The sequence below is a fragment of the Prevotella dentasini JCM 15908 genome, from assembly GCF_000614065.1.
Lineage (GTDB): Bacteria > Bacteroidota > Bacteroidia > Bacteroidales > Bacteroidaceae > Prevotella > Prevotella dentasini.
Map to the genome: position 1 here is coordinate 125,946 of NZ_BAKG01000005.1, position 20,154 is coordinate 146,099.

Sequence of the window (20,154 nt, forward strand, 5' to 3'; positions counted from 1 at the left end):
TCATTTATATGGTCAAACGTAAATCTTCGGTGAAAGAGAGGAAGCGGTCAAACTCCTCAAAGAGTTTCTGTGGGGTTACCTTTGCATAGCGTTCAGTCATGCTTATGTTGGAATGTCCCAACATCTTGCTCACTGTCTCTATGGGTACGCCCTGTTCAAGTGTGATGAGCGTTGCGAAAGTGTGCCTTGCAGTATGCGTGGTAAAGGGAAAGGATATACCTGCACGAAGCCGAAGGGATTTCAGACAGGTCTGATAACTCTTGTACTTGATATAGGGAAGCAGCGTTTCCCTTTCATCGCTACGGTACTTCGCTATTAGCCTAACGGCTTCGGGCAGCAGCTTGATACGGCATAGCACACCTGTCTTCTGGCGGTTGAACCTCAACCACAGACTGCCTTCATCATCACGGACAAGATGGGATTTGTTCAGTTCCATCAAATCGCAATAGGCTGCACCGACATAGCAGGCAAAGAGAAAGATGTCCCTTGCTGTTTCCATTTCCTCCTCCAAATCATCAAAGCGGAGAGCCTTTAACTTGTCCAATGCTCCCCTGTCAAGAGTCTTTGGCAGTTTCTTGTCGCCCTTGCTGATTTTGGCTTTGTCAAATAATAGTACATCGGCTAATCCCTCACGGTAAGCCAGTCTGCATACCGTCTTCAAATGCGTGGCTACATTATAGAACGTGCTTTCCTGAAAACCACACTCACCTAAGAAATACTGTCGGAACTTATGGATAAAATTCTCTGTAAGTTGCGAGAATGCCAAGTCTGAAACCTTGTACTTCCGTTGAATAAACTTCTGTAAGTGTATGCGGGTGGAGTGGTAGCCGTGTATGGCTCCTTCTTTGATGTCTATACCTACATGGTTTTCCTTTTCCTTGATGAGCATGTCCAGCCTTTCGATGAGCATGCACTGTGTCTGCACGCTGCCCTGAAACTGCTCCTTTATATCGGTCGCGTCAAATGAGCAACCTTTGGAGAGCAAGGACTGATAAGCAGACTGAACGGATAGCAACAGGTTTTCCAACCTGCCGTTCACTTCCACTGCCTCTCGGCTCTTACCGTCCATTCGGCTCTCACGTGGATTCCAAAGATTAGGATTGCAGGAGAGCTTACAACTGAACTGCGCAACACTTCTTCCAAGTGTGATTCGCCCCATAATCGGAGCTTTCCCCGACTTGTCCAGACCGCTCTTTTTGAGGTAGAGCAACACCTTCATTTTCTCTTGTTTCATACGCTTTAATATTTGTGGGCAAAGTTACCCGAATTAAAGCGTTCCTTACTTATGCAGAAAACTGCTGACCGTAGCAACAGCCACACGAGCGAAAATAATTCAGTTACCGAATATTACTTCATTGTTACCTATGGCGAAATCGGGTAACGCTTTGGTAACTGAACTTCTGCCTAAATCTGCATATTACTGCCCTTTACGAACAGGGCATTTTTATGCAAATCGTTCCGTTTCCCCCTCATTATCAGTTAGTTTGCTCCAACTTCTGCCTTTCTTCTTTTTCAAGGATTAGTTGCACCGTGAAAGTGCCGTTTTCGCAGAGCCGTTCCGGCTCTTTCTCTGTTGGATGCCGTTCATGCCGTTCTGTCAGGTATTGCCTTTCCGGTCGGCATCTGTGCTGGCCGGCAGTTGTTTTACGGGGCTTCGGACAGCCGGATGCAGACAGGGCGATGTGGAAAACCGAAGTGGCAGGCTGGCGGACTGACTGCATACGCCTGTCGAAATCTGCATTAATCCTCTGAAAATTCAGAGATTCTTCGTATCTTTGCCGACCTAATCAATAGTTTATATTATGTTACTGAACATTAGTTTCATTCTTGTCGGCATCGTTCTCGTGCTGTGGGGGGCCGACCGTCTGACCGACGGTGCTGTCGGGATAGCCGAGAAGATGAAGATGCCGCAGATAGTTATCGGCCTGACCATCGTGGCCATGGGGACGAGCATGCCCGAATTTTGCGTCAGTCTTGTCTCTGCGCTGAAAGGAACGCCCGACCTTGCCGTGGGCAATATTGTCGGGTCGAATATCTTCAATGCGCTGCTCATCGTGGGCGTTGCGGCGATGGTTACGCCGATGACCATTCTCAAGACTACCGTCCGCAAGGATATTCCCTTTGCCATGGTGGCTTCGGTGGTGCTGATGATGCTGTGTTTCGACGGGAAGATAGGCCGTACCGATGCCGCCATCCTCTTTGCCATGTTCCTTGTCTTCATGTATATGACGTTGCAGGGGGCAAAGGCCGATAAGAGCGAGATGCAGAAGGAGACCCGGCAGATGGTTGCGGCGGAGCAGCCGAAGAAGAGCATGCCGACGGGCATGTCGGTGCTGTGGATTGCCGTCGGTCTGGCGTGCCTTATCGGAGGCAGTAATCTCTTTGTCGAGGGGGCTACGCAGGTGGCTGCACAACTCGGAGTGTCGGAGGCGGTGATAGGTCTTACCATCGTGGCAGGCGGCACTTCGCTTCCCGAACTGGCAACGAGCGTCGTTTCTGCACGCAAGGGCAAGAGCGGCATTGCCATAGGCAACGTGCTTGGCTCTAACGTGTTCAACATTCTGGGCATCCTTGGTGCTACGGGTTTGGTAAGTCCGATGGTCATGCAGGGCATCACTATGAACGACCTTTCGGTGATGGTTGTCTCGATGATTCTGGTGTGGTTCTTCTCTTTTACCAAATATACTATCGAACGATGGGAAGGAGCCGTGCTGACGGCTGTGTTTGCAGGATATATGTGGTGGCTGATATAGCGGGGCCTCTCCGCACGCGCTGTGGTTCTGCCATTTTGCCGGGAGTATCTGCGACGGGCGTAAGGTTTTCATGGTTTCCCCACGAATTATCTCCTGTTCAATAATAGGACGATAATAGGAAAAGCGGTACGAAGGATAAAAGAAAAAGCACCGAAAGTCTTGGCTTTCGGTGCTTTCTTTATGTTGGGTGCGTTTTGGCTTCCCAGCCTCGCCATCCTGATGTTGCCGGTGTTTTACTTTAAGAGGCTTTCCAGCGTGGTCTGCAACTGCTCTCCGCGTAGGTCGAGGGCAATAATCTTGCCTTCCGGGTCGAGGAGGATGCTGGCCGGAATACTGCGGATGCCGTAGATGCCGGCTGCGGCAGACTGCCATCCCTTCAAGTCTGACATCTGCGGCCACGTCATGCCCATCTTCTCAACGGCGGCAGACCACTGCAGCTGTTTGTTGTCGAAGCTCACGCCGACTATTTCCAGACCCTTGTCGTGGAACCGCTTGTAGGCTTCTACCACGTTCGGCATTTCCTGACGGCAGGGTCCGCACCAGCTTGCCCAGAAGTCAACCAGTACGTATTTGCCCTTGCCTGCCCACTGGCTGAGCTTCACCTGCTTTCCGTTGAGGTCGTTCATGGTCAGGTCTTTGTACATCATTCCCGGATGGCGAAGCTCAAAGGCAGCCAAGAGCTGCTTGGGTTTCTCCATTTCCGGCTCGTTGTAGTAGCCGCTCTTGGGGTCGCAGAGAGCCTTGAGCTGCTCGTATTCAAGATTATACATGACAGCGGCAACGTACTTCGCAGGATATTTGGTGGCCTTGAACTTGTCGGCAATCTCAAGAGCTGTCTCGGTCTGTATGCGGTCGAGCGAGTCGGCTTTAGCTATGATGGAGCTGACCTGCTGCTTCTCTTCGTTGCTGAAACTGGCAGGGTCTTTCTTTGCCAGAGCCTTGTAGGCAGTCTCAATACTTTGGAACTCAGTCTCTATCTGGTTCATTTTCTCCTCGTATGGCTTGATGTCCTGTGCCTGAACGGCAAACGATGCTACTGAGAGCACGGCCATTAAAATAGTTTTCTTCATATTTCTGTTTCTTTGTTTAAGGGTGCAAAAGTAGTTATTTTCTTCGTAATTGGTGGGCTAATTAGTTTTTTTTATATGTTTGCAGTGCTGCAATGGACAGAAAAAAACGTTGTGCGGACGAAGTCTTTCCGTATGCTTCTGTGGCCCTGTGCAAGCTGTCCGAATACGAAAAATCCCCTGTCCGGCCAGTCTGTGGGCCGGACAGGGGATATGCCGTCGCTTTCAGGATAGGGTCAGGCGGCTATTCGCTTGCCTCCTCTTCCTTCTTCTTGCGTGTGCTTCTGCGCTTCTGGGGCTTCTCGTCTGCCGGCTTCTCGGTCTTGATGCCGGCCAGTTCGGGGTCTATGAGAATACGGCCGCAGTACTCGCAGACGATGATTTTCTTGTGCATCTTGATGTCGAGCTGACGCTGGGGCGGAATTTTGTTGAAGCAGCCACCGCAGGCATCGCGCTGCACATAGACGATACCGAGGCCGTTGCGTGCTCCTTTCCTGATGCGCTTGAAGCTGCGGAGCAGGCCCGGTTCTATTCTTGTCTCCAGTTCTGCCGTCCGTTCCTTGAGCTGTTCTTCTTCCTCCCGGGTTTCCTGCATGATTTCGTCCAGTTCGTTGCGCTTCTCTTCGAGTGCCTTCTTGCGGTCTTCTATCAGGTTCTCCGTCTCTTCGAGGTCGTGCTGACGCTCCTCAATCTTGTACTGTGCTTCCTTTATCTTCTTGTTGCACAGCTCTACTTCCAGCGTTTGGAACTCTATTTCCTTGGTCAGCGTGTCATACTCGCGGTTGTTGGCCACCATGTCAAGCTGCTTGTTGTAGCGTTCCAGACTGGCCTGTGCCTCTTCTATGTCGCCCTTCTTTTGGGTGATGGCCTTTTGGAAGTCGTCTATTTCGGAGCGTATTTTCTCCTGTCGGGTGTTCAGTCCTTCCAACTCGTCTTCCAAGTCGCGCACTTCGAGTGGCAGTTCGCCTCGTAATGCCCGCTTCTCGTCAATGGCCGAGAGGGTTGTCTGCAACTGGTAGAGGTTCTTCAGCTTCTCCTCTACGGGTAATTCTTTGGGATCTTTCTTTGCCATAGTTTATTTGTTGTTTTGTTTTCTCTAAGGAATAGTGGGCTGCCGCTTTCATAGGTAGATAATCGGGTTGGTGTTGATGTCTGTCAGGTGGCAGGTTACGCCCGGGCAGTCTCTCTCTATGATGTCGCGGAAGAGTTCTGCCGTGTATTGCTCGCTTTGGTAATGGCCGATGGAGCAAATCTGTATCTCCTGCTCGTGTCCGAAGAATTCGTGGTAGTGCATTTCGCCCGTGATGAATGCATCGGCACCGTTGGCAATGGCTTCTCCGAGCAGGAACGAGCCTGCACCGCCACAGAGGGCTATCTTGCGGATGCTTCTGCGCAGCAGCTGGTTGGCCTGTATGCACTCTGTTCCGAAACGTTCCTTGAGCAGGAGGATAAGGTCGTCGGCGGCAATCGGTCCGTGCAATTCTCCGATAACGCCCTCGCTGCCTTCGGCGGTCAGCCCGTCGGCAGTAGCCTGAACGCTTTGCCGCTTGCCAATCATGCGGAGGTTCTCAAGTCCCAGTTTCTCTGCCATCTTGTAGTTGACGCCTCCTTGAACCGCGTCCATGTTGGTGTGCATGGCTACGATGGCTATGTCGTTCTTGACGGCCTTGTACACCGAGCGTTGTACAAAGTCGGTATCGGACAGCCGCGCCAACTTGTGGAAGATGAGCGGATGGTGGGCCACAATCAGGTTGCAGCCCTTGCGGATGGCCTCGTCTATGATTTCCTCGGTTACGTCAAGACACAATAAAGCCCCTGATACTTCCGTCTCTGTCAATCCAACTTGCAGGCCGGCATTGTCGTATCCTTCCTGCAAGGGCAGAGGCGCGAATCGTTCAAGGGCATCAATTACTTCCTTTATTTTCACGCTACGCATAAGTTTTTAGGCTGCAAAGGTACGAAATATATTCCTCTCTGCCAATTTCGGGATGCTTATTTTTCGTCAAAATATAGTCAGTGAGCCTTTGCAGGGCTGAAAATTTGTTGTTTTTATATGTTGATTGTCTGTCTTCGGGATTCCGGCCCGGCTTTTGGGGCTATGTCGGTAATCTGTGGAGGCATCTGCTTTTGCCCGGATGGTACGGTGCATCCGACTTGGCAGGCTGTTCAACTGGCAGGCAGTGATACGTCAGGATAGGGTAGGGGAGGAATGGGGTAGGAAGTCCAGTCGTTATTTCTTGATAGTATCCTTGGCTGCCGCTGCCTTTTCCGCCTCCTGCGCCCTGCGGTTTGCCTCCAAGGCATTGGCTTTACGGTGATACTGCATCACTTTCTTGCCGAACAGGGCAGCCATGGAGTCGGCAGAAAGATAGACCATCGTGCCGTCGTCGTGGCCGACGGAATCGTTCGGGATACGCCTTCCCTTCTCGTCAATCGTATCCTTATATATGTAGAGCCACCCGTTGTAGATATGCCAGCTCGTGTAGACCGTAACCTTCGGATACTCCACCGGGCTTTCGTCTTCGAGGGTATTGGCTTTCATAATATATCCTACAGGCGAGGCCTGATGGTAGCTCTTCAGCGTGAAACCGTATTCGCGGGGAACGAAAAGGGCCTCTTTCATCGAGTCAGTCATCTCCGCCATGATTTGCTCCTCGGTCTTGGTGGCACTCGGCTTCAGCTTCGGAATGACCTGAAACGTCCATGTCCCCTTCATCTGCTCCAAGTTAATGACCATCGTAGCCTCCTGTTTGTTGCGGGGATTAACCAGTATCGCCAGTTCGTCTCCAATCTCTATGTCGCCGAAGACCTTGTTGTTCTTCATGGCATTGACGATGTTGAACTTCACGGGATCGCCTCCTTCGTTGGGCAGGAAGACGATGACCGAGTCGGAACAACCGTCGCATGCCAGTCCGTAGAGCGTGCGGTCGCCTTTCAGTTTTGTTTCCTTGTCAATGGCACCACGGTCGCCAGAGGCCGCCTGATCGTAGCAGGCGGTCAGCGAGAGAACGGATAGCATGATGAGTAGCAGCCGGGCTGTTTTCTTCATTTTAGGATAGTTTTTGAATGTAAGAGGAGAAGCGGCAGTCCGCCCGGAAACCATTGGGAGAGTCTCCGCGGCATTGTCTGTTTCTTTTGCAAAGATAGTCAATTATTGCAAAAAAGACAGCAGGGCAGCCGTGTTTTGATTTTTTTTATCTAATTTTGCACGATGGATTGCATGTGGGCAATCCTTTGATTAGTAAAAGAGAACAAGAAATATGGGAAAGAAAATCAAGTTCAGTCTCATTTATCGAGACATGTGGCAAAGCTCAGGGAAGTTTCAGCCACGCAAGGATCAGTTGGTACGCATCGCACCTGTCTTCGTTGAGATGGGCTGCTTCGCCCGCGTAGAGACCAATGGTGGTGCTTTCGAGCAGGTAAACCTTTTGGCAGGCGAGAACCCTAACGACTCTGTGCGTGCCTATACGAAGATTCTGCACGAGGCAGGCATACAGACTCACATGCTTGACCGCGGTTTGAACGCCCTCCGTATGTACCCGGTGCCTGACGATGTACGCGCCATGATGTATCGCGTGAAGCATGCACAGGGCGTTGACATTCCCCGTATCTTCGATGGTCTGAACGACATCCGCAACATAGCTCCGTCCATCAAGTGGGCAAAGGAAGCCGGTATGATTCCGCAGGGTACGCTCTGCATCACCACCTCCCCGGTTCACACGCTCGAATACTACAGCAAGCTCGCTGACGAGGAAATCGCTGCCGGTGCAGAGGAAATCTGTCTGAAGGACATGGCCGGTATCGGTCAGCCTGCCTTCTTGGGTCAGCTGACGAAGATAATCAAGGAGAAACACCCGGACATTCTGCTCGAATATCATGGCCATTCCGGCCCGGGCCTGTCCATGGCATCCATGCTTGAGGTAGCCAAGAACGGCATTGACATTCTCGACGTAGCCATCGAGCCATTGTCGTGGGGCAAGGTTCATCCTGACGTTATCTCTGTTCAGAGCATGCTGAAGAACGCAGGATTCGACGTACCCGAAATAAACATGGACGCATACATGAAGGCCCGTGCCATGACGCAGGAGTTCATAGACGAGTGGTTGGGCTACTTCATCAATCCGCAGAACAAGGTTATGAGTTCGCTTCTGCTCGGTTGCGGTCTCCCCGGCGGCATGATGGGGTCCATGATGGCCGACCTCGGCGGTATCCGCGCCACCATCAACAACCTCCGCAAGAAGAAGGGAGAACCTGAACTGAGCGTTGACGACATGCTCGTAAAGCTCTTCGACGAAGTGGCATACGTATGGCCTCGCGTGGGCTATCCTCCATTGGTAACGCCGTTCTCCCAGTATACCAAGAACATCGCGCTGATGAACCTCCTCACCATCGAACAGGGCAAGGGCCGATTCGTGATGATGGACGACTCCATGTGGGGTATGATTCTTGGCAAGAGCGGTCGTGTGCCGGGCGAAATCTGTCAGGAACTCAAGGACCTTGCTGCACAGAAGGGTCTCGAATTTACCGATGCCGACCCCCATACGCTGCTGCCCAACGCCCTCGACGACTTCCGCAAGGAGATGGACGAGAACGGATGGGACTACGGACAGGACGAGGAAGAACTCTTCGAACTCGCCATGCACCCCGAGCAGTACCGCAACTACAAGAGCGGACAGGCTAAGAAGAATTTCCTTGCCGACCTTCAGGCCGCCAAGGATGCCAAGCTCGGTGCAAAGGTAAGCCCCGAAGAGGCTGCTGCCTTCAAGCATGCCAAGGCCGACGCCATCGTCTCGCCCGTCAAGGGACAGATATTCTGGGAGTTCCAAGGCGACGGTGAGGCTGTGACTGCTACAGAGCCGTTCATCGGCAAGGAATACAAGGAAGGCGACGCTTTCTGCTACGTTCAGGCTCCTTGGGGAGAATTTGTTGAGGTTCAGGCTGCCCTCGGTGGCAAGCTCGTTGAAATCAACGCCAAGCAAGGCTCTAAGGTCAACAAGGGCGACGTGATTGCCTATATCGAAAGAGAGCACGAGGCATAGCTCCAATTCACAATAGAAGAATCATAATTCATAATTGTTGCTGCAAGGGAATACTCTCTGTTGAAGTAACGGTTATGAATTATGCCTTTTTAGGGCGATACGGCTACTTCGCAGCTCTCTGCCCGCATGTCCGCCAACCTGTCAATTCGTCATCCAGTCAACCTGTCAGTTATCCCAATGGACTATCAGACTATCATCAACCAATACTATCCCGACGACAACGAACTCCGCCGCATACTCTTGCTTCACAGCCGCAGCGTTGCCGATAAGGCTCTGGCCATCCTCGACCGCCACCCCGGGCTGCACCTCGACCGCCAGTTTGTGGAAGAGGCTGCCATGCTTCACGACATCGGCATCGTCCGCTGCAATGCTCCGGAAATCCAGTGCTTCGGCACCGCACCCTATATCTGCCACGGGCGCATCGGGGCAGAGATGCTTCGGGCGGCCGGTTTTCCCCGGCATGCACGGGTCTGCGAACGGCATACGGGAGCAGGACTGACCGCACGGGACATTGTCGCCCGGAGTCTTCCCTTGCCCCATCAGGACTTCCTGCCCGAGACAATGGAGGAAAAGCTCGTCTGTTATGCCGATAAGTTCTTTTCCAAGACGCGGCTCAACCATGAGAAGACCGCCGAACAGGCAGAGCGCAGTCTGGCGAAGTTCGGCGAGGAAGGAGTTGTTCGTTTTCGCGAGTGGGCAACGTTGTTCGCATAGATTTATTGCACGTCATCCTTGCCTTTGCCGTAAGGATAGTTCGCAGTCGTTTTTCGGGTATGCAGGCTTGAATTTGTGAGGAAGCCACTTTCGCCAAACGAAAGTGGCTTTTTCATGCAGTCAAAGTGCCGTTTTCGCTGTGTCAAAGTGTCGTTTTCGTTATCCGTCCAGATTCTGTTGCCGTTCCGTTCAGGTCTGCTGGGCATTACATCCAGACGATTTGTCCTGTCGTGGGGGCTTTCCTTTGCTCCAAAAGCAGCTTGCGTGTAGGGCGAACGAAGCGGCGAAGGTATGCTGTCGGGAGCTGTGGGAGGGGTGATTGCCGTCTAAGACATTCCCCGCCGCAGTCATTGAACATTCTGAACTGAATAAGAAATAGTATTCACCATCTTCCATTTGTAGTTCTCATCCAAATCGGATATATCCTCTTGATGGAGGTAAATAGGCAGGAACACGCCCTGAGCATACTCCTTACATTCTATATCCTTTCTCCCGTTCTCCTCATAAAGGCTCATCCTATATATCTGCCAGCAGTCTGCATCGACGTGTATTTCGTAATTCTTCGACTTCAGCACGTGAATCCTATGCTCATTCTCGGTGTATGTGCCCAAGTATTTCAGTTTGCTGCCTTGTCTGCGCTTATCGTCTGGCTTGTGCTGTTCTTTCTTTAACTTTCTGATGGTGTCATACAGATAGTCGTATAGGTTCTTGTCCATTTCCCATTTCTTGTCCAAGAATGCTTCCTTCTCCGCCTCGGAAATGCCGCTGCTGCAGTCGGAGACCACACGGTCCGCCAACGACAGGCTTCCTTTGTCGAAGCTGACTTCTCCCCTGATGTTAATCATCATGTCGGGATGCGCCTCCATGCACTTGAATATCTTCTTGTATCCTAACAACGCCGAGGCAAGCCGGAGACCTTTTCGCAATAGCTCCGGATACTCGGCAAGGTTCCCCACAGACTCTATCCTGCAATCTGCAACAGCGCGGTACGACTTTATTCTACGCTTTAGCTTGGGAGTAGAAGAAAGTTTGTCGAGTATCATGGAAGCCATGTTGCCAGAGACGACCACTACTTCGTCCAACGACGTTTCTATCTTTTGGAGTTGGAAATCTATCGGGCCATTGTCCCCTCCCACCTGTACCGTTTTCTTCTGCACGGCATACCCTATCGACGATGCCTGCAAGGTGTAAGTCCCGGAAGGCAAGTCCTTTATGGCATATTTTCCGGACTTGTCGGCAGACACCGCCCTGCCGGTCTTTCCAATGATGACAGAGGCGAAGGGCAGTGGCTGTCTTTCCTCGTCTACGATACGGCCTTCAATGCTCTGGGCTTGGGAGACAAGGGTGTGTAGAAAGAGCATTGCGGTGATTATGCCGGTCAGCCAAACTTGCAGGACAGGAAGTTTCGGGCCTTTCCAGTATTCAGATGGGGATTTGTGTATAAATATATTCATAGTGCAGCCTTGTTTCAGGGATAGCCTAAACCGCCACAAAAATACTATAATTTCTGCGATTTTCAGCTTTCATAGCCGAATACTTTATGTCGTTCGGAATGGAAATGGTCTTCCGGCCTTAGGTTGCTGCAAAATCAGGAAGGCAGATAGTTAAGCCTTTTCCGCATGCCCCTGCACGTATTCCCTTGCCCCGGACAAGCTTTGTCATACGATGAGGCAGCCCTGACGATTCTGTTCTGAAAACGTTAAAAAGGCGAAAGAGGACAAAAGTTAGCCATTATTTCCTTAAATTTGCACGTCATTAGGTAAATGAGAAGTAAGACTGTCATATTCCTGTTGCTTGCCACGTTCGTTTTATCAATAGCAAGCAGCAATACATCTTTATGGAACGGCGCAAGGCGAAGCCCCATAAAGGATAGTGTCATCGTGTCCGATACCCTTCTGCAACGTGTAAAGACAGGGGAGAACGCTCCCAAGGAAGACATTGACACAACTAATATGGACTCCCTTCAGCTGGCTATCTATCACCATAATAAGGCTATAGACGACTCCATCCATGCCGACAGCGTGCAGCGGTCGCGTGCCAACGGAATCACGTCGCCCGTAGTCTATTCGGCAGACGACTCTCTCGTCTACGACGCTCTGACGGGTACGGCTTATCTCTACGGCTCGTCGAAGGTGGACTATCAGAACATGAAGCTCGCCAGCGACAAGGTGTATCTCAACATGGACAGCAGTCTTGTCCGTGCCACAGGCTCTGCCGACTCTACCGAGGAGAACGGACTTCGAGGCAAGCCTACCTTCTCGATGGGGAAGGATTCCTACGAGAGCGACACGATGGCCTATAACTTCAAGTCGGGCAAGGGCCTTATCAAAGGCGTATATACCGAGCAGCAGGAAGGATTTCTCAGTGGTGAGCGTGCCAAGCGCGATTCGTCGGGTGTCGTCTATATCGAACACGGACGCTATACTACCTGCGACGCTCCGCATCCTGACTTCTACATTGCCCTTTCGCGTGCCAAGGTACGTCCCGGCAAGGACGTTGTCTTCGGACCGGCCTATCTTGTCGTGGCAGACGTACCGTTGCCCTTGGCCATTCCCTACGGCTTTTTCCCATTCTCTAAGAAATATTCGAGCGGTCTTATCATGCCGAGCTACGGCGAGGAGCAGGACCGTGGCTTCTATCTGCGCGACGGTGGCTACTATTTCGCCATCAGCGACAAATGGGACCTGAAGCTCTTGGGCGAGATTTATACCAAAGGCTCGTGGGGTGTCAGCGTGGCAAGCAACTATCGGAGACGCTACAGGCATGCCGGTTCGTTCCTTTTCAGTTATCAGGACACCCGGATGGGCGACAAGGGTCTGCCCGACTACTCCCGGCAGGAGAGCTTCAAGCTGCAATGGAGCCATCGGCAGGACCCCAAGGCCAATCCGTTCAGTTCGCTCTCGGCCAGTGTCAACTTTGCCACGTCAAGCTACGAGCGCAACAACCTCAACAGCATGTACAATCCGCAGACGCTAACCCAGTCTACCCGTACATCGTCCGTCAGTTGGAGCACGAACTTTTCGAGCATAGGACTCTCGCTCAGCACTACGGCCAATCTGGCGCAGAACATGCGCGATTCTACCATTCAGCTCACCCTCCCGACCTGAACATCAGCCTCAGCCGTTTCTATCCCTTCAAGCGCAGGAATGGTGTCGGCAAGGAACGGTGGTACGAGAAAATATCAATGAGCTATACCGGACAGCTGTCCAATTCCATCAATACGACGGAAGACAAGCTGCTTCACAGCAATCTCATCAAGAACTGGCGAAATGCCTTCCAGCACAACATTCCCGTGCAGGGCAACTTCACCTTGTTCAATTATATCAATGTTTCGCCCTCCTTCAACTTTACCGACCGCATGTACTCCAAGAAGGTTTTGCGTGCGTGGGACAGCAGACTTGGCAAGGAGGTACGCGATACGACCTACGGATTTCATAACGTCTACAACTGGAGTCTGAACCTTTCTGCCAGTACGAAGGTCTATGGTTTCTGGACACCGAGCCGGAAACTCTTCGGCGACAAGATACAGGCCATCCGACACGTCATCACTCCGACGGTAAGTTTCTCGTATGCACCCAATTTCGGAGTACGCAGCTATGGATACCACGACAGCTACCAGTACACCGATGCCGACGGCAATGTGAAACTGGTGGAGTATTCACCCTACGAGAACGAGCTGTACGGAGTTCCCGGCCGGGGCAAGACGGAGATGATAACGTGGGACGTGAGCAACAACATCGAGATGAAGGTGAAGAGCGACAAGGACTCTACGGGCTTTAGGAAAATCAGCATCATTGACGAGTTGGGGGCTTCTATGTCTTACAATGCTGCTGCCGACTGGCATCGGTGGAGCGACCTTAGTGTGCGCCTGCGCCTGAAGTGGTGGAAGAACTACACATTCTCCGTAAACGCCCAGTTCGCCACCTATGCCTACGAGCTTGATGCCAATGGTAAGCCTTACGTGGGCAACCATACCGAATGGGGCTTCGGCAGGCTGCCGAGATTTCAGGGTATGTCGCAGAACTTCTCGTTCACCCTCAATCCGGAGAAGCTGAAGAAGTGGTTCGGAGGCAAGGACGATGAGGAAGACGAGGCTGCCGACGATGGTGAAGGTCCTGATACGGACATTGAGTCTAACATGGACGACGACTTGGAGCGTGGCAAGCATGCTGCCAAAAAGAAGAAGGGAAATATAGCCGAGACCGACGAAGACGGCTATATGCGCTTCTCCATGCCTTGGTCGCTGACCATCGGCTACGGCATTACCATGCGCGAGAACCATGAAGGGAAGTTCAATACCAACACCATGCGCTATCCCTACAAGTTCTCGCAGACACTCAACGTCAGCGGAAATATCCGTATCAGCGACGGATGGAATATCAACTTCTCTACGGGCTACGATTTCGAGAATCACGCTATGAGCATGACCACGGCAAGTCTGTCGCGCGACCTTCATTGCTTCAACATGAGTGCATCGGTCGTTCTCGCTCCTTATGCGTCTTATAACTTTACTTTCCGCTGCAACGCATCTACGCTGACAGATGCGCTGAAGTACGACAAGCACAGCGGTATCAGCAATTCCATATTGTGGTATTAGTTTTTTTCATGGGCGGGTCTTCGGTTATTTAGAGCCGCAGCTTTCATTTCTTTAGATGTGTGTACCCGCCCGTAAGAAGCAGCCTTGGCTTTTAGGGTTATTTCTCCCGAGCGGGAATCTCTCTTTGGAGTTATGCTAAAAATATTATATATTTGCAGTCTTAAGAGCTGTACTTAGAAATTAAATTATCATTATTTCATAAAGATGTTACATGGTTTTACAAACCTGCCAAGGAAGTTGGCTTGTATGGGTTTATTAACCGCATTTGTTTCCATTACGGATGCAAGGGCGCAATCGGAACTGCTGCTTGACCCTTATGCACGCGAGCCGATTCCTGTGGGAGCACCCGTATGGATGCAGGATATAGCGAAAGACCTTACGGGGGTGAACTATCATAAAATGGACTCGCTGTTCACCCTTTGGCAAGCTGCCGACAACGATGCCCGCGTGAAAACTCTTATAAGCTCAACACGAAGCACTATAAGTATTTTGGCAAGTTCCTTAAGAGATAAGCAGGCATTATTAAATTATTCATATCAAGTAAAAACAGATATATGCGACACAATATGGATAGAATAAAGAAATCATTCATTTGTATGGGCTTCTTTCTTTTGGGAGTTCAGGGAATGGCACAAGAAGCCGGTTCTGACAAATATCATCCGTATGCCCCGGCCGGAATACCGAAAGGAGCACCGCGGTGGATGGAGCGTCTGACCGATGTGGAGAATGTGAACTATTATGCCATGGTTGACTCTTTCGAGCATTTCAAGCACACGCATCCCGAGATGCAGCGTAAGACGCCCATGACCAAAGCTGTCATCAATTACTTTGGCAGATGGCAACGGACTTATTTGCCCTACGTGGCGAAGGATGGAAGGATAATAATGCCTCCGTTCAGCGAGTTCAGAAAGGCTGTGCACGCTGTCAACGCCAAGCACCAGCAGTTGTCTAAAACAAGAGACGCTGTGGCTACATCAAGGTGGGAGGTCCTTTCTCCGCTCCGCACTTACCACCGGGAAACCAAAGAGATGTATCCCGGACAGGCAAATGTGCAGCGTTTCGACATTGCGCGCACCAATCCTAACATCCTTTATAGTGGAACGGAGACAGGTATGGTGTTCAAGACGGTGGACAAGGGTGAGAACTGGATATCCTGTACTCCCGATTTCTTCTTTGGAGGAGCGATAAAGGCTGTGGAGATTTCGCAGCAGAATGCCGATAAGGTGCTCATCGCGGCAGGTGCTCTCTTGTGGCTTACCACCGATGGAGGTGCAACTTGGAAAGACATTACGCCCCAAGAAACGGGCGGTGCTACTATCCGCGATGCAGTCTTTCACCCCGAAGACGACAACCGCATGCTTGTTGGGACAACAAAAGCCTTGTACCAGACCACAGACAATGGCAACAGCTGGACATGGAAACACGATGGCGAGTGTTTCGACATCAAATACAAGCATGGTGATGCTAACACTATATATATAATGGTGAGAGATATCTATAAGGTTGCTATTTTGAAAGTAAGTACCGACGGCGGCTCTACCTTCGCAGACCGTTCGCCCAAGCTGGGTTACAATCTGGCATGTGGCCGTATTGGCCTGTCGGAAGCACCCGGTGGCGAGGACTACATTTATATAATAGCCTGTAAAACGGATATGGGAGACTTCTCTTACAGAGTATCCCAATATTTCGGCACGCCGGTATTGTTCAAGAGCAAGGACGGTGGTCTGACATGGGAACATCATGACGACATCATCAAGCAGATGCCTACTTATGAAATCCACATGGGGCAGGGCTATTACGATATGTTGATTTCCGCCTCGTCGAAAGACCCCGAGCAGGTGATGTTCGGCATGCTGGATCTATATTGGTCGAACGATGGCGGTAAGACGCTGATAAGAAAAGGCGGCTACTCCGGCCAGTTCAATTTGCACTGCGACATGCAGGACATCAAAGTATTGGGCGACGACACATGGGTTTCCTGCGATGGGGGTATCATTTACTCTCCCGACTTCTTCGACAAGCAGGCCGAGACGCGCATCAATGGTATTTACGCTTGCGAGTTCTGGGGATTTGACCAAGGCTGGAACGAAGACGTGATGGTGGGCGGACGCTACCACAACGGTGACATGGCCCAAATGGATAAGTATAATGGTGCCTCCATTCATCTGGGCGGCGGCGAAGCACCTACGGGATATGTGCTTTTGAGCAATCCCCGTAAAGTTGCCTTCTCTGACACAAATCCAAAGAATGTGATTCTTCCTGATGACTGGCAGGGTACGTTCGGGTCTTTCTCCGACTTCTGGACTTACCCCTACGAAGACATCATTGACGGTATGGGGTTGGAGTTCGACCCGCGCTACGCCAAGAGTTTCCTGCTTTTCAAAGGCTTTTACGATGACGAGACCAGCGTCTTATGGAAAACCGTAGATGACGGACAGAACTTTGTACAGCTTTACAAGTTCCCGACGCCCATCCGGTCGCATGTTATTTCACGGTCAAACCCAGACAAGATAGTAGTTTCCACATCGGGCAACATTTTCCAGTCCTTGGACGGCGGAAAGAGCTTCAAGGCCTATGATAAGATTCCTGACGGCGTGCGCAATGCGTATAAGTCAAAGGTGGCTGTTCATCCGCGCAATGAGAACGAAATCTGGGTAATTGCGTCCGAACCGGGCCAAGTGTACAGAACGAAGGACAATGGCCAGACTTGGGAACAGCTGGGCAAGGGATTGATATTCCCCAACAATAACCCGGAGGCGACACAGGACAACGAACCCGTAACCATCACCCGTTTGTTCCTGACCGGCAACGAGAAAAATGCGGCCTATGCCATCGGTTTCGTCTCCCGGCCCTTTGGCAGCGAGTTCGGTTTTATGGCACCGCGCGGCAGAGTGTACTATTGCGATGACACCACCGACGGATGGCAGGACTATTCCGAGGGTCTGCCGGCGGTCATCAGCCTTACGCGCATGCTTCCGTTCTACAAAGAAGGCAAAATCCGCATGGCCACCAACAACGGCATTTGGCAGAGAAACCTGAAAGACCCGGAGTTCAAGCCCATAGCACAGCCCTTGATTCTGAACGCGGGAACATCCGACAATCAGGGCAATGTCGACATGTATTTCGACAGCTATTCTATCGTGAACCAAAAGGATGCCACGTGGGAATGGAAGTTCGATCCCGAACCATTGAGCGTATCGAGCAAAACGGTCCGCAACCCCGTTGTGCGCATTGCCGCCGACCAAAGCTACGACGTTACCCTTACCGTTACCACGCCCCAAGGCTCTGACACCAAGACCATAAAGAAGATGATTGTAGGAAAGAAAGACGTTCCCACGAGCATTGCCGGACAGGAGGTCTTGGCGCACGACGTCGTGCTTTCTGCCAACACCTGCCCCCGGGGCGGCACAATCACGCTGAAGCCGCAAGGCATCGATGCCGACTGCAAGTGGCAGCTGTTCAGTGCCGGCGGCAAGGAGGTAGCCACGCAGACGGTCTCTGCCACGGCAACGACAAGCATCTCTACCGACGCGCTCACACCGGGCATGTATTTCTACCTATTGACTAATAAGACATTCAAGAAGACAGGCAGATTAATCATACAATGAGAAGAACCTTAGTTTTATGTACCGCATTATTGGCAACCACTGCAATGGTTGCCAATAACGAACAGGCCGACACTGCAGCCGTCAGGCTCGACGAGGTCGTGGTGTCGGCAAGCAAATGGAGACAGAACATCTCGGAACAGCCCAAGCGCATCAGTGTGATAACGCCCGGGGAGTCTCTGTTCCAGAATCCGCAGACGGCCGCCGACCTCTTGGAACTGTCGGGACAAGTCTATGTGCAGAAAAGCCAGTTGGGCGGCGGAAGCCCCATGATACGCGGATTTGCCACCAACCGGCTCCTGTACTCAGTAGACGGTATCCGCATGAACACCGCCATCTTCCGCTCGGGCAATTTGCAGAACGTCATCTCCTTGGACCCCTTCGCCATGGAGCGGACAGAGGTGCTGTTTGGCCCCGGCTCCGTCATTTACGGCAGCGATGCCATGGGCGGCGTGATGAGCTTTACCACCAAGAATCCCGTCTTCTCGCCGGTAGCCGGCAAGGTAAGGTGGGGGGCAGTGCTACGGCACGCTACTCCTCTGCCAACAACGAGCGCACCGGACATTTCGATGTAAGTGTGGGAGGCCGCAAATGGGCTTTCCTCACCAGTTTCAGCTCCTTTGACTTCGACGACTTAAAACAAGGCTCGCACGGTCCGGACGACTATCTGAAGCCGTACTTGGTAGAGCGTCAGAACAACGAGAAGGATGTTGCCGTCACCAATCCCGACCCTCTGGTGCAGTCGCCTTCGGGCTATTCGCAAGTCAACCTGATGCAGAAGATAGGCTTCAGCCTACCGGGCAGTGGGACTTGCAGTACGCCTTCCATTATTCTGCGACGTCCAACTATGCCCGGTACGACCGCCACACCCGCATCAAGAAAGGTCTGCCCCAATATGGCGAATGGAACTACGGCCCGCAGGTGTGGATGCTCAACCAGCTTACCGTGCAGCATCTTGCCGGGAATCTGTTCTACGACCGCATGGCGGTACGCTTGGGTGTACAGCGGTTTGAGGAAAGCCGCATAGACCGCAAGTTCAACAAGACCGGCAGAACCACGACCAAGGAAATAGTCGATGCCTATTCCGCAGGCTTCGACTTCACCAAGAACGTGGCCCGCCACTCGCTGTACTACGGCCTTGAGTATGTCTGCAACGACGTGCGCTCCAACGGGACGGAGACGAATATCGCCACCGGCGCGACGAAACCGGCCCTTGCCCGTTATCCGCAATCTCATTGGGCTTCGTATGCCGCCTATCTGCAAGCATTGTTCAGACTGTCAGACAAGCTGAACATAGAGGCAGGCGTGCGCTACAACTACTATCGCCTGTCGGCCGATTTCAGCAACAACGACCTCGAATTGGGCTTCGACCCCAAGCAGTCCAACCACAAGGGGGCTGTGTCGGGCAGTTTGGGACTTACCTACCGTCCCTCCTCCGACTGGCTCCTCTCCGTCAATGCCGGGCGTGGCTTCCGCACTCCCAACGTAGACGATATGGGCAAACTCTACGATTCGGTAGACGGTGCAGTGGTAGTGCCCAATCCGGGACTGAAGCCCGAGTACGCCCACAATGTGGAAGTGGGCATTGCCAAGACGTTCGGCACGTTCCTCAAGCTCGACCTCTCGGCCTATTACACCCATCTCGACAATGCCTTGGTGCGCAGGGACTTCCTCGTGAACGGGCAGGACCATATCGTGTATAAGGGAGAAGACGCCAAGGTCCTCGCCATTCAGAACGCAGCCTCTGCCTACGTGTCGGGCTTCCAGTTCGGCTGCTGCGCCACCCTCCCCATGGGCTTTGGCTGCAACATGCAGCTCAACCTGCAGCATGGCAAGGAAGAGCTGGACAACGGCGAGAGGAGCACCATCCGACACGCCGCACCTTTCTTCGGGCATGCGGCACTTACCTATCAGCACGACAACCTGACCATGGAGCTGTCCACCCGTTTTCAGGCCGAGCGGACATACGGGGACATGCCCGAGTCGGAGAAGTCGAAAACCGAAATGTATGCTCTCGACAGCGACGGCCACGTATATGCGCCGGCATGGATTACGCTCAATCTCAAGGCGCAGTACCGGCAGGGAAAGCACCTCGTGTTGAACGCCGGACTGGAAAACATCACCGACCGGCGATATCGTCATTACAGCTCGGGCATATCGGCACCGGGCCGCAACTTCGTCGTTTCGGCCACCTGTCTGTTTTAGCCATCCGGCCGTTGCGTCCGGCATGTTATAAAGGCAACGCTCCGTCCCCGGCATCGGGATGGGGCGTTTTTGGTTCTCTGCATAAATACGATACCCCCGATTGCCTCCCCCGGCATGTAGGGACAGCCCCGATTTCCGGCAGGATTGGCCGTTGTTTTCCGGGCTTCAGGGAGC

13 protein-coding genes and 1 pseudogene are annotated in these 20,154 nt (G+C 52.2%); 8 read left to right on the top strand and 6 right to left on the bottom strand.

From position 1 onward, the window contains the following. Positions 1 to 4: 4 nt before the first annotated feature. Positions 5 to 1,234: a site-specific integrase gene (locus tag JCM15908_RS04015; RefSeq protein WP_025002357.1), complete on the bottom strand. Its 1,230-nt coding sequence runs from the start codon at positions 1,232 to 1,234 to the stop codon at positions 5 to 7. A gap of 568 nt (positions 1,235 to 1,802) precedes the next feature. Between JCM15908_RS04015 and JCM15908_RS04025 the strand changes: the two genes are divergently transcribed. Beyond that, on the top strand, positions 1,803 to 2,753 hold the full coding sequence (locus JCM15908_RS04025; RefSeq protein WP_025002359.1) for a calcium/sodium antiporter: 951 nt from the start codon (positions 1,803 to 1,805) through the stop codon (positions 2,751 to 2,753). Between the two features lie 233 nt (positions 2,754 to 2,986). Here the strand turns inward: JCM15908_RS04025 and JCM15908_RS04030 are convergent, their stop codons facing one another. The 4 genes from JCM15908_RS04030 to JCM15908_RS04045 form a co-directional block, all read right to left on the bottom strand. Next, on the bottom strand, positions 2,987 to 3,823 hold the full coding sequence (locus tag JCM15908_RS04030; protein ID WP_025002360.1) for a peroxiredoxin family protein: 837 nt from the start codon (positions 3,821 to 3,823) through the stop codon (positions 2,987 to 2,989). 241 nt (positions 3,824 to 4,064) lie between these two features. Beyond that, complete coding sequence (locus JCM15908_RS04035) at positions 4,065 to 4,892, bottom strand: zinc ribbon domain-containing protein (RefSeq protein ID WP_025002361.1); 828 nt, start codon at positions 4,890 to 4,892, stop codon at positions 4,065 to 4,067. 48 nt (positions 4,893 to 4,940) lie between these two features. Then, complete coding sequence (locus JCM15908_RS04040; RefSeq protein WP_025002362.1) at positions 4,941 to 5,756, bottom strand: Nif3-like dinuclear metal center hexameric protein; 816 nt, start codon at positions 5,754 to 5,756, stop codon at positions 4,941 to 4,943. Between the two features lie 294 nt (positions 5,757 to 6,050). Continuing rightward, positions 6,051 to 6,869: a hypothetical protein gene (locus JCM15908_RS04045; RefSeq protein ID WP_025002363.1), complete on the bottom strand. Its 819-nt coding sequence runs from the start codon at positions 6,867 to 6,869 to the stop codon at positions 6,051 to 6,053. Between the two features lie 211 nt (positions 6,870 to 7,080). Here JCM15908_RS04045 and JCM15908_RS04050 point away from each other — a divergent pair, with 211 nt between their 5' ends. Beyond that, on the top strand, positions 7,081 to 8,859 hold the full coding sequence (locus JCM15908_RS04050; protein ID WP_025002364.1) for a biotin/lipoyl-binding protein: 1,779 nt from the start codon (positions 7,081 to 7,083) through the stop codon (positions 8,857 to 8,859). A 177-nt stretch (positions 8,860 to 9,036) separates the two neighbouring features. Then, positions 9,037 to 9,573: an HDIG domain-containing metalloprotein gene (locus JCM15908_RS04055; protein ID WP_025002365.1), complete on the top strand. Its 537-nt coding sequence runs from the start codon at positions 9,037 to 9,039 to the stop codon at positions 9,571 to 9,573. A 347-nt stretch (positions 9,574 to 9,920) separates the two neighbouring features. Here the strand turns inward: JCM15908_RS04055 and JCM15908_RS04065 are convergent, their stop codons facing one another. Beyond that, a complete protein-coding gene (locus tag JCM15908_RS04065) occupies positions 9,921 to 11,027 on the bottom strand; it encodes a carboxypeptidase-like regulatory domain-containing protein (RefSeq protein WP_084607815.1) in 1,107 nt (368 codons plus the stop codon). A 309-nt stretch (positions 11,028 to 11,336) separates the two neighbouring features. Here JCM15908_RS04065 and JCM15908_RS12215 point away from each other — a divergent pair. From JCM15908_RS12215 to JCM15908_RS12220, 5 genes and pseudogenes are all read left to right on the top strand, one after another. Continuing rightward, positions 11,337 to 14,170 (top strand): annotated as a pseudogene (locus JCM15908_RS12215) (putative LPS assembly protein LptD). 246 nt (positions 14,171 to 14,416) lie between these two features. Next, on the top strand, positions 14,417 to 14,749 hold the full coding sequence (locus JCM15908_RS04075; RefSeq protein ID WP_025002368.1) for a hypothetical protein: 333 nt from the start codon (positions 14,417 to 14,419) through the stop codon (positions 14,747 to 14,749). Further along, positions 14,737 to 17,778 (top strand): T9SS type A sorting domain-containing protein, encoded by a 3,042-nt coding sequence (locus JCM15908_RS04080; RefSeq protein ID WP_159101299.1) that lies wholly within the window; start codon positions 14,737 to 14,739, stop codon positions 17,776 to 17,778. Before JCM15908_RS04075 ends, JCM15908_RS04080 begins: the two co-directional genes overlap by 13 nt. Next, positions 17,775 to 18,350, top strand: a complete 576-nt coding sequence (locus JCM15908_RS14050; protein ID WP_084607817.1) for a TonB-dependent receptor plug domain-containing protein — start codon at positions 17,775 to 17,777, stop codon at positions 18,348 to 18,350. The genes JCM15908_RS04080 and JCM15908_RS14050 overlap by 4 nt, the downstream gene beginning before the upstream one ends. 235 nt (positions 18,351 to 18,585) lie before the next feature. Beyond that, on the top strand, positions 18,586 to 19,980 hold the full coding sequence (locus JCM15908_RS12220) for a TonB-dependent receptor (protein ID WP_051530753.1): 1,395 nt from the start codon (positions 18,586 to 18,588) through the stop codon (positions 19,978 to 19,980). Positions 19,981 to 20,154 lie beyond the last annotated feature (174 nt).

What these genes read in the sequence shown, in the direction of transcription:
- JCM15908_RS04075 (WP_025002368.1), top strand. Translation starts at nt 14,417, where the DNA reads ATGGGTTTATTAACCGCATTTGTTTCCATTACGGATGCAAGGGCGCAA.
- JCM15908_RS04065 (WP_084607815.1), bottom strand. Translation starts at nt 11,027, where the DNA reads ATGAATATATTTATACACAAATCCCCATCTGAATACTGGAAAGGCCCG.
- JCM15908_RS04045 (WP_025002363.1), bottom strand. Translation starts at nt 6,869, where the DNA reads ATGAAGAAAACAGCCCGGCTGCTACTCATCATGCTATCCGTTCTCTCG.
- JCM15908_RS04055 (WP_025002365.1), top strand. Translation starts at nt 9,037, where the DNA reads ATGGACTATCAGACTATCATCAACCAATACTATCCCGACGACAACGAA.
- JCM15908_RS04080 (WP_159101299.1), top strand. Translation starts at nt 14,737, where the DNA reads ATGGATAGAATAAAGAAATCATTCATTTGTATGGGCTTCTTTCTTTTG.
- JCM15908_RS04040 (WP_025002362.1), bottom strand. Translation starts at nt 5,756, where the DNA reads ATGCGTAGCGTGAAAATAAAGGAAGTAATTGATGCCCTTGAACGATTC.
- JCM15908_RS04050 (WP_025002364.1), top strand. Translation starts at nt 7,081, where the DNA reads ATGGGAAAGAAAATCAAGTTCAGTCTCATTTATCGAGACATGTGGCAA.
- JCM15908_RS04025 (WP_025002359.1), top strand. Translation starts at nt 1,803, where the DNA reads ATGTTACTGAACATTAGTTTCATTCTTGTCGGCATCGTTCTCGTGCTG.
- JCM15908_RS04030 (WP_025002360.1), bottom strand. Translation starts at nt 3,823, where the DNA reads ATGAAGAAAACTATTTTAATGGCCGTGCTCTCAGTAGCATCGTTTGCC.
- JCM15908_RS04035 (WP_025002361.1), bottom strand. Translation starts at nt 4,892, where the DNA reads ATGGCAAAGAAAGATCCCAAAGAATTACCCGTAGAGGAGAAGCTGAAG.
- JCM15908_RS14050 (WP_084607817.1), top strand. Translation starts at nt 17,775, where the DNA reads ATGAGAAGAACCTTAGTTTTATGTACCGCATTATTGGCAACCACTGCA.
- JCM15908_RS04015 (WP_025002357.1), bottom strand. Translation starts at nt 1,234, where the DNA reads ATGAAACAAGAGAAAATGAAGGTGTTGCTCTACCTCAAAAAGAGCGGT.